Origin of the sequence: Leclercia sp., assembly GCF_036780805.1 — a bacterium.
Classification (GTDB): Bacteria; Pseudomonadota; Gammaproteobacteria; order Enterobacterales; family Enterobacteriaceae; genus Enterobacter.
The window spans coordinates 45,941-54,333 of the sequence record NZ_DAIQCE010000018.1 but is presented as its reverse complement, the minus strand read 5'-3'; the positions used below and the strand labels follow the sequence as shown (position 1 = coordinate 54,333).

Annotated in this window: 9 protein-coding genes; 6 read left to right on the top strand and 3 right to left on the bottom strand. The window is 58.2% G+C overall.

All coding sequences use genetic code 11. The annotated features are described in order from the left end of the window. From V7Q49_RS22550 to V7Q49_RS22540, 3 genes are all read left to right on the top strand, one after another. The coding region (locus V7Q49_RS22550; protein WP_333855400.1) for a dihydroxy-acid dehydratase domain-containing protein at positions 1-1,271 on the top strand (1,271 nt) is incomplete at its 5' end. Positions 1,272-1,498: 227 nt separating this feature from the next. Beyond that, positions 1,499-2,881, top strand: coding sequence for an MFS transporter (locus V7Q49_RS22545; protein WP_333855398.1), 1,383 nt, complete (start codon positions 1,499-1,501; stop codon positions 2,879-2,881). A 12-nt stretch (positions 2,882-2,893) separates the two neighbouring features. Beyond that, complete coding sequence (locus tag V7Q49_RS22540) at positions 2,894-4,507, top strand: glycoside hydrolase family 43 protein (protein WP_333855396.1); 1,614 nt, start codon at positions 2,894-2,896, stop codon at positions 4,505-4,507. A gap of 4 nt (positions 4,508-4,511) precedes the next feature. Here V7Q49_RS22540 and V7Q49_RS22535 read toward each other — a convergent pair whose 3' ends face one another. Continuing rightward, positions 4,512-5,270: an IclR family transcriptional regulator gene (locus V7Q49_RS22535; protein WP_333855394.1), complete on the bottom strand. Its 759-nt coding sequence runs from the start codon at positions 5,268-5,270 to the stop codon at positions 4,512-4,514. Between the two features lie 244 nt (positions 5,271-5,514). Between V7Q49_RS22535 and V7Q49_RS22530 the strand changes: the two genes are divergently transcribed. Next, positions 5,515-5,916 (top strand): hypothetical protein, encoded by a 402-nt coding sequence (locus V7Q49_RS22530; RefSeq protein WP_333855392.1) that lies wholly within the window; start codon positions 5,515-5,517, stop codon positions 5,914-5,916. Between the two features lie 49 nt (positions 5,917-5,965). On the opposite strand, the gene argF is transcribed toward V7Q49_RS22530, so the two are convergent. Together argF and argL are read right to left on the bottom strand one after the other, a co-directional pair. Next, positions 5,966-6,970: an ornithine carbamoyltransferase gene (gene argF / locus V7Q49_RS22525; protein WP_333855390.1), complete on the bottom strand. Its 1,005-nt coding sequence runs from the start codon at positions 6,968-6,970 to the stop codon at positions 5,966-5,968. Next, a complete protein-coding gene (gene argL / locus V7Q49_RS23610; protein WP_442913093.1) occupies positions 6,940-7,245 on the bottom strand; it encodes a putative translational regulatory protein ArgL in 306 nt (101 codons plus the stop codon). Before argL ends, argF begins: the two co-directional genes overlap by 31 nt. Here argL and rraB point away from each other — a divergent pair. Further along, positions 7,135-7,560 carry a ribonuclease E inhibitor RraB gene (gene rraB / locus V7Q49_RS22520; protein WP_032616269.1) on the top strand — a complete coding sequence of 142 codons (426 nt, stop codon included), beginning with the start codon at positions 7,135-7,137 and terminating at the stop codon, positions 7,558-7,560. The genes argL and rraB overlap by 111 nt on opposite strands. A 44-nt stretch (positions 7,561-7,604) precedes the next feature. Continuing rightward, a complete protein-coding gene (gene miaE / locus V7Q49_RS22515; protein WP_333855386.1) occupies positions 7,605-8,363 on the top strand; it encodes a tRNA isopentenyl-2-thiomethyl-A-37 hydroxylase MiaE in 759 nt (252 codons plus the stop codon). Positions 8,364-8,393 lie beyond the last annotated feature (30 nt).

Below are 8,393 nucleotides of genomic sequence, written 5' to 3'. Positions count from 1 at the left end.
GCGCCAGGCCCAGCGCTTCAGGCACCTCCCAGGTGGTGGCCGAAGCGCTGGGCCTGGCGCTGCCGCATTCGGCGCTGGCCCCGTCGGGGCAGGACGTGTGGCTGGAGATCTCCCGCCAGTCCGCGCGGGCGGTGGTCGAGCTGGACAACCGCGGCATCACCACCCGCGATATCCTCACCGACAAAGCCATTGAGAACGCGATGGTGATCCATGCCGCGTTCGGCGGCTCCACCAACCTGCTGCTGCATATCCCGGCCATCGCCCACGCGGCGGGCTGCACGATCCCGGACGTCGAGCACTGGACGCGGATCAACCGGAAGGTGCCGCGGCTGGTCAGCGTATTGCCGAACGGGCCGGATTATCACCCGACGGTGCGGGCGTTCCTCGCGGGCGGCGTGCCGGAGGTGATGCTCCATCTGCGCGATCTCGGCCTGCTGCATCTGGACGCCATGACGGTGACCGGCCAGACCGTCGGGGAAAACCTCGACTGGTGGCAGGCCTCGCAACGCCGGGAGCGCTTCCGCCAGTGCCTGCGCGAGCAGGACGGCGTCGATCCGGACGACGTGATCCTGCCACCGGAGCGCGCTAAAGCCCGCGGGCTCACCTCCACGGTGGCGTTCCCGGTGGGTAACATCGCCCCGGAAGGATCGGTGATCAAGGCCACGGCCATCGACCCGTCGGTGGTGGGCGAGGATGGCGTTTATCGTCACACCGGCCGGGCGCGGGTGTTTGTCTCGGAAGCCCGGGCGATCAAGGCGATCAAAAGCGGCGAGATCGAACAGGGCGACATCATGGTGGTGATCGGCGGCGGGCCCTCCGGCACCGGGATGGAAGAGACCTACCAGCTGACCTCGGCGCTCAAGCATGTCTCCTGGGGGAAAACGGTATCGCTGATCACCGATGCCCGCTTTTCGGGCGTCTCCACCGGGGCCTGTTTTGGCCATGTGGCGCCCGAAGCGCTGGCCGGTGGGCCGATTGGTAAACTGCGCGATAACGACATCATCGAGATTGCGGTGGATCGCCTTTCTCTGACCGGCAGCGTCAACTTTATCGGCACCCCGGAAAATGCGCTGACCCCGGAGGAGGGCGCGATGGCGCTGGCGCGTCGTGAGCCGCACCCGGAACTGCACGCCCACGATTTTTTACCCGACGATACCCGCCTGTGGGCGGCATTACAGTCGGTAAGCGGCGGAACCTGGAAAGGCTGTATTTATGACACCGATAAAATTATTGAGGTAATAAACGCCGGCAAAAAAGCGCTCGGCATTTAATTATTTCTTGTGCAAAACCGTCTGCGGAAAATATTCCGCGGGCGGATTTTTCATGTCTGTAATTTGTTAATACAAACAATGATTTAAAATATATCGTGTGGTGTCACAAAAGCAAAATTACGTAATTCATAAATAAGATATGACCATTGCTGGTTAATTGAACAGCTCATTACACTCTATTAACACAATGTTGTGAATTCAGCACACGAAATAAGGGTGTATTACTGATGATGCAATTAACCATGAAAGATAAAATTGGCTACGGGCTGGGTGATACCGCCTGCGGCTTTGTCTGGCAGGCGACCATGTTCCTGCTGGCCTATTTCTACACCGATGTGTTTGGCCTCTCCGCCGGGATCATGGGCACGCTGTTTTTAGTCTCCCGCGTGCTGGATGCGGTCACCGACCCGCTGATGGGGCTGCTGGTGGACCGCACCCGCACCCGTCACGGCCAGTTCCGCCCGTTCCTGCTGTGGGGGGCGATCCCGTTTGGCATCGTCTGTATGCTGACGTTCTACACGCCGGATTTCTCCGCCAACGGCAAAATACTTTACGCCTGCGTCACCTACATCCTGCTGACCCTGGTCTACACCTTCGTCAACGTGCCTTACTGCGCCATGCCGGGGGTGATCACCGCCGATCCAAAAGAGCGCCATGCTCTGCAGTCGTGGCGTTTCTTCCTCGCCGCGGCGGGATCGCTGGCGATCAGCGGCATTGCCCTGCCACTGGTGGGGATCATTGGTAGAGGCAACGAACAGCTCGGCTACTTTGGCGCGATGTGCGTGCTGGGGCTCTGCGGCGTGGTGCTGCTGTACGTCTGCTTCTTCACCACCAAAGAGCGCTACACCTTTGAGGTGCAGCCGGGATCGTCGGTATCAAAAGATCTCAAGCTGCTGCTCGGCAACAGCCAGTGGCGCATCATGTGCGCCTTCAAGATGATGGCCACCTGTTCCAACGTGGTGCGCGGCGGGGCGACGCTCTACTTCGTGAAATACGTGATGGACCATCCGGAAATGGCGACCCAGTTTCTGCTGTACGGCAGCATCGCCACCATGTTCGGCTCGCTCTGCTCCTCCCGCCTGCTGGGCCGTTTTGACCGCGTGAAGGCCTTCAAGTGGATTATCGTCATCTACTCCCTGATCAGCCTGCTGATTTTCTTCACCCCGGCCGAACATATGGCCCTGATCTTCGCCCTCAACATCCTGTTCCTGTTTGTCTTTAACACCACCACGCCGCTGCAGTGGCTGATGGCCTCCGACGTGGTGGATTACGAAGAGAGCCGCAGCGGCCGCCGTCTGGACGGGCTGGTGTTCTCCACCTATCTGTTCAGCCTGAAGATCGGCCTGGCGATTGGTGGCGCGGTGGTGGGGTGGATCCTCGCGTACGTCAACTACTCCGCCGGTAACAGCGTCCAGCCGGTGGAGGTGTTAACCACCATCAAAATTCTGTTCTGCGTGGTGCCGGTGGTGCTCTACGTGGGCATGTTCACCATGCTGTCGTTCTATAAGCTCTCGGATGCGCGGGTGGAAGCCATCAGCCAGCAGCTGCTTAAGCATCGTGCGACGCAGGGCGAAGATATCCCTGCCGCGGCGACGGCGGCATCTCATTAAGAAGGAGGCACTATGTACACCATTACCAACCCGATTCTGACCGGCTTCAACCCGGACCCGTCGATGTGCCGTCAGGGCGAGGATTACTACATCGCCACCTCGACCTTTGAGTGGTTCCCCGGCGTGCGTATTTACCACTCCCGGGACCTGAAAAACTGGCGGCTGGTGAGCACCCCGCTGGATCGCGTGTCGATGCTGGACATGAAGGGTAACCCGGATTCCGGCGGCATCTGGGCCCCGTGCCTGAGCTACGCCGACGGGCAGTTCTGGCTGCTCTACACCGATGTGAAAATTGTCGATTCGCCGTGGAAAAACGGGCGCAACTTCCTGGTGACCGCCCCCTCCATCGAGGGCCCGTGGAGTGAGCCGATCCCGATGGGCAACGGTGGGTTCGATCCCTCCCTGTTCCACGACGACGATGGCCGCAAATACTACCTCTATCGCCCATGGGGACCACGGCATCACAGCAACCCGCATAACACCATCGTGATGCAGGAATATGATCCGCAGACGTGTACCCTGTCGCCGGAGCGTAAAACCCTCTTCACCGGCACGCCGCTGGGCTACACCGAAGGGGCGCATATTTACCAAAAAGACGGCTGGTACTATTTAATGGTCGCCGAAGGGGGCACCAGCTACGAGCACGCGGTGGTGGTGCTGCGCGCAAAAACGCTGGACGGCCCGTATGAGCTGCACCCGGAAGTCTCCATGATGACCAGCTGGCATCTGCCGGAGAACCCGCTGCAAAAAAGCGGCCACGGCTCGCTGCTCCAGACCCACACCGGCGAGTGGTATATGGCTTATCTCACCAGCCGCCCCCAGCGTCTGCCGGGGATCCCGCTGCTGGCGTCCGGCGGGCGCGGATACTGCTCGCTGGGACGTGAAACGGGGATCGCACGCATCGAATGGCGCGACGGCTGGCCGTACGTGGAAGGGGGCAAACACGCCCAGCTGAGGGTGCCAGGCCCGCAGATGATCGAGAGCGCATCCGTGGCGCAGCCCGACTGGCGGGACGATTTCGACGGCGAGCGCCTCGACCCGGAGCTGCAAACCCTGCGCATTCCGTTCGACGATAGCCTCGGCTCCCTGCGCGTTCGTCCGGGCTTTTTACGCCTGTACGGCAACGACTCCCTCAACTCGACCTTTACCCAGTCCACCGTGGCGCGCCGCTGGCAGCACTTTGCCTTCCGCGCCGAAACGCGAATGGCGTTCGCGCCCCGTCACTTCCAGCAGAGCGCGGGCCTGACCTGCTACTACAACAGCAAAAACTGGAGTTACTGCTTTGTCGATTACGAGGAGGGGCAGGGCAGAACCATTAAGGTGATCCAGCTGGATCACAACGTGCCGTCGTGGCCGCTGCACGAGCAGCCCATCCCGGTGCCGGAGAGCGCAGAGAGCATCTGGCTGCGCGTGGACGTGGATAAGCTGGTCTACCGCTACAGCTACTCGTTTGACGGCGAGACGTGGCACACCGTGCCGGTCACGTACGAGGCGTGGAAACTGTCAGATGACTATATCGGCGGGCGTGGCTTCTTTACCGGCGCGTTTGTCGGGCTGCACTGCGAGGACATCAGCGGCGACGGCTGCCACGCCGACTTCGACTACTTCACCTACGAGCCGGTATAACGGCTCAGGCCGGGTAGCCCAGGGCGCGTGAGAGCTGGCGCCCGGCCTCCTGCAGCTGCTCGCGGAAGTGGGTCAGCTCCTCATCGCTGACGCGGGAGGTCAGGGTCGACAGGCTCAGGGCGGCGATCACCCGGGATTCATGGTTGCGCACCGGGACCGACACGCAGCGCACCCCCTGCTCGTTCTCTTCGCTGTCGAGGGCATAACCCTGCTCGCGGGTTTGCGCCAGCGCGGCCAGCAGCGCCTCGCGTGAGGCCAGGGTCGCGGGAGTAAAGGTGGTGTACTGATAACCCTCCAGCAGGGTGTTCAGCTCGGCATCGCTCAGCCAGGCGATCAGCACTTTGCCGATGGCGGTGGCATGCACCGGCAGGCGACGGCCAATGCGCGAGTAGGCGATGGCCGCCAGCTTGCCTTCAATCTTCTCGATATAGACCCCTTCGCGCCCGTCCAGAATGCCCAGATGGGTGGTCTGCCCGGTGCGCTCCGACAGCTCCGTCAGCCAGTGCTTCGCCTTCTGGCGAATATCCATGGTACTCACCACGAAGTGACCGCGCTCGACCAGCTTCATGCCCGGGCGATATTTACCGTTCTCCGGATTCTGATCGATATAGCCGTGCAGCTGCAGGGTTTTAAGCAGCGAGTGAAGGGTGCTCTTGCTCAGGCCCATCTGTTTACTGATGTCGGTGATTTTGAGTTCCGTCGCCTGTTCGTTAAACAGATCGAGGATCTGTAAGGCACGTTCAACAGATTGAATAATAGGCATAAGATCGGCACATCCGCGCAGGAATTAAGGGCAAAACGTACCCTGTTTACGCTGAAAAATCAATCGACCCGGGAGCTGGAGCCTCAGCCGATCTCAATATCGGCATGGGCAATAAAGGCGATGAAATTTGACTTAAGTCATATCTGATGCTTATGGATTCTGATTAAAAAGATAGGCTGCGCCTATTACTCACATTTTCATTGTTCTTTTACACTCATTAACCGTATGGCTTTCCGCATTTTTTATGGCTCGTTTAAAAGGTATTTTGATGACTGCTTCTAAAACTTGGGTTTCTTTAGGCACTATTGCCAGTCCGGCCACCGGGACGTTATTTTCAAAAATTCTGACTCAGCATAATCATAAATATATTCTGTGGTATAACGGCGAACAGCTTTTTAAACCCGGCGATCGGATAAAGGTCATTTATAATCGTTTATTTATTAACGACGAGCCATGCGATATTAATATTCTGCAAATCGATAAATACAGCCACACCCTGTGGCGCGTGATGCACAAGATGTCCAGCTGCCCCGGCCATCGGGAACCGGAAAGCACGACGTGCGATGCCCCGACAAAATGTATTTTTAAAAAATGCCCCTACGGCAAGGTGCGGGTGCGGCAATTAGATAATATCCCGAACGGATAATATGAAGAGCAGGAGGGCGATAACCCTCCCGTCATTTTAAAAGCAGGCGTTATTCACCCAGGGTGGCGACCATCACCGCTTTAATGGTGTGCATGCGGTTCTCTGCCTGATCAAATACCACGCTGGCCGCCGACTCAAATACCTCGTCCGTCACTTCCATCCCGCCGTGCAGATCGAACTCCTTCGCCATCTGCTTGCCCAGCGTGGTCTGGTCGTCGTGGAACGCTGGCAGACAGTGCAGGAACTTCACGTCCGGGTTACCGGTCAGCGCCATCATCTGGCTGTTTACCTGATAGCCACGCAGCAGCGCAATGCGCTCCGCCCACTTCTCTTTGGCTTCGCCCATCGACACCCACACGTCGGTATAGATAAAGTCTGCGCCCTTCACGCCCGCGGCCACATCTTCGGTGAGGGTGATTTTGCCGCCGTTCTTCTCTGCCAGAGCGCTGCACTCCGCCACCAGACTCTCTTCCGGCCAGCAGGCTTTCGGGGCCACCAGACGCAGATCCAGCCCGGTGAGCGCCGCCGCTTCCAGCATCGAGTTGCCCATGTTGTTACGCGCGTCGCCAGTATAGACCAGCACCATCTCGTTGAAGGCCTTGCCCGGCAGATGCTCCTGCATGGTGAGCAGGTCCGCCAGCAGCTGGGTCGGATGGAACTCGTTGGTCAGCCCGTTCCACACCGGCACGCCGGCAAATTCCGCCAGGGTTTCGACCACTTCTTGTCCATGTCCACGATACTGGATGCCGTCGTACATCCGGCCCAGCACGCGGGCGGTATCTTTAATTGATTCTTTATGCCCAATCTGGCTGCCGCTCGGCCCGAGATAAGTGACGCGTGCGCCCTGGTCAAATGCGGCAACTTCGAAAGAGCATCGGGTGCGAGTTGAGTCTTTTTCGAAGATGAGCGCGATGTTTTTGCCAGTAAGCTTCTGTACTTCAGTCCCTTTTTTCTTATCGGATTTCAGCTGTGCCGAGAGGGCAAGCAGGGAGGTGAGCTGTGCAGGGGTAAAATCGAGCAATTTCAGGAAGTGTTTTTTATACAGTTCAGACATTTTATCCTCACATGGCAAAGGCCACTTATTGAATTAAAATTCACTTTATCTGTATCAATATTCACTTGCAACCCCGTTTCACAAATCTTTCTTACAAAGGTGGAGGCAAACACATCCGTGTGTGAAAATAGAAGTATCTGCCGCACTTTAAAGAGGAACGAGCCATGGCAAACCCAGAACTGCTGGAAGAACAGCGCGAAGAGACGCGACTGATTATTGAAGAACTGCTGGAAGACGGCAGCGATCCGGATGCGCTGTACACCATCGAGCACCATTTCTCTGCGGATGATTTCGAAGCGCTGGAAAAGCTGGCGGTTGAAGCCTTCCGTCTGGGTTACGAAGTGACCGAGCCAGAAGAGCTGGAAGTGGAAGAGGGCGACACCGTCATCTGCTGCGACATCCTGAGCGAAGGCGCGCTGAAGGCCGAGCTGATCGACGCCCAGGTTGAACAGCTGATGGACCTGGCCGAACGTTTTGAAGTGGAATACGACGGCTGGGGCACCTACTTCGAAGATCCGAACGGCGAAGAGGGTGACGAAGACGACGACGAAGATTTCGTTGATGAAGACGACGACGGCGTGCGTCACTAAGTGTTATCGCGGCAGCTTCGGCTGCCGCTATTTTAAGGCAGAAAATGGATTACCCGCAGATACTCGCCCCTGTTTTAAACTTCCTCCAGTGCCCGACCCCGCAAGCATGGATTGATAAAGCCCGCGACCCGGCTAACCTGCCGCTGCTGCTCACCGACCATATGGTGTGCGAACTCAAAGCCGCCCAGACCGCGCTGTTATTAGTGCGAAAATACGTTGCCGACGAGAGCGGGGCCGACGCGCTGCTCGAGTGGCTCAAGCCCTACGAAGCTTTTACCTTCCGCGAAGGCCCGGAACCTGATTTTGTCGCCCTGCATAAGCAGATTGGCAAAAGCGTGATGCCGAAGACCGACGACCCCTGGAGTCAGGCGCTTATCGACCGCATGGTGCTGCTGATTAAAGAGGAGCTGCACCACTTCTGGCAGGTGCGCGAGGCGATGCTGTCCCGCAACATCCCCTACGTCAAAATCACCGCCAGCCGCTACGCCAAAGGGATGCTGACCGCCGTGCGTACCCACGAGCCGCTGACGCTCATCGACAAGCTGATCTGCGGCGCCTATATCGAAGCGCGCTCCTGCGAACGCTTTGCCGCGCTGGCCCCGTTCCTCGATGACGATTTGCAGAAGTTTTACCTGTCGCTGCTGCGCTCTGAGGCGCGGCACTATCAGGACTATCTGACGCTTGCCCAACAGGTCAGCGACAACGATATCTCTCCCCGCATACAGCTTTTTGGCGAAATAGAAGCCACACTGATCTCATCACCGGACAATGCGTTTCGCTTCCATAGCGGCGTGCCGGTGTAAACCGGCATAGCTAAAGGATCAAGGATGCGT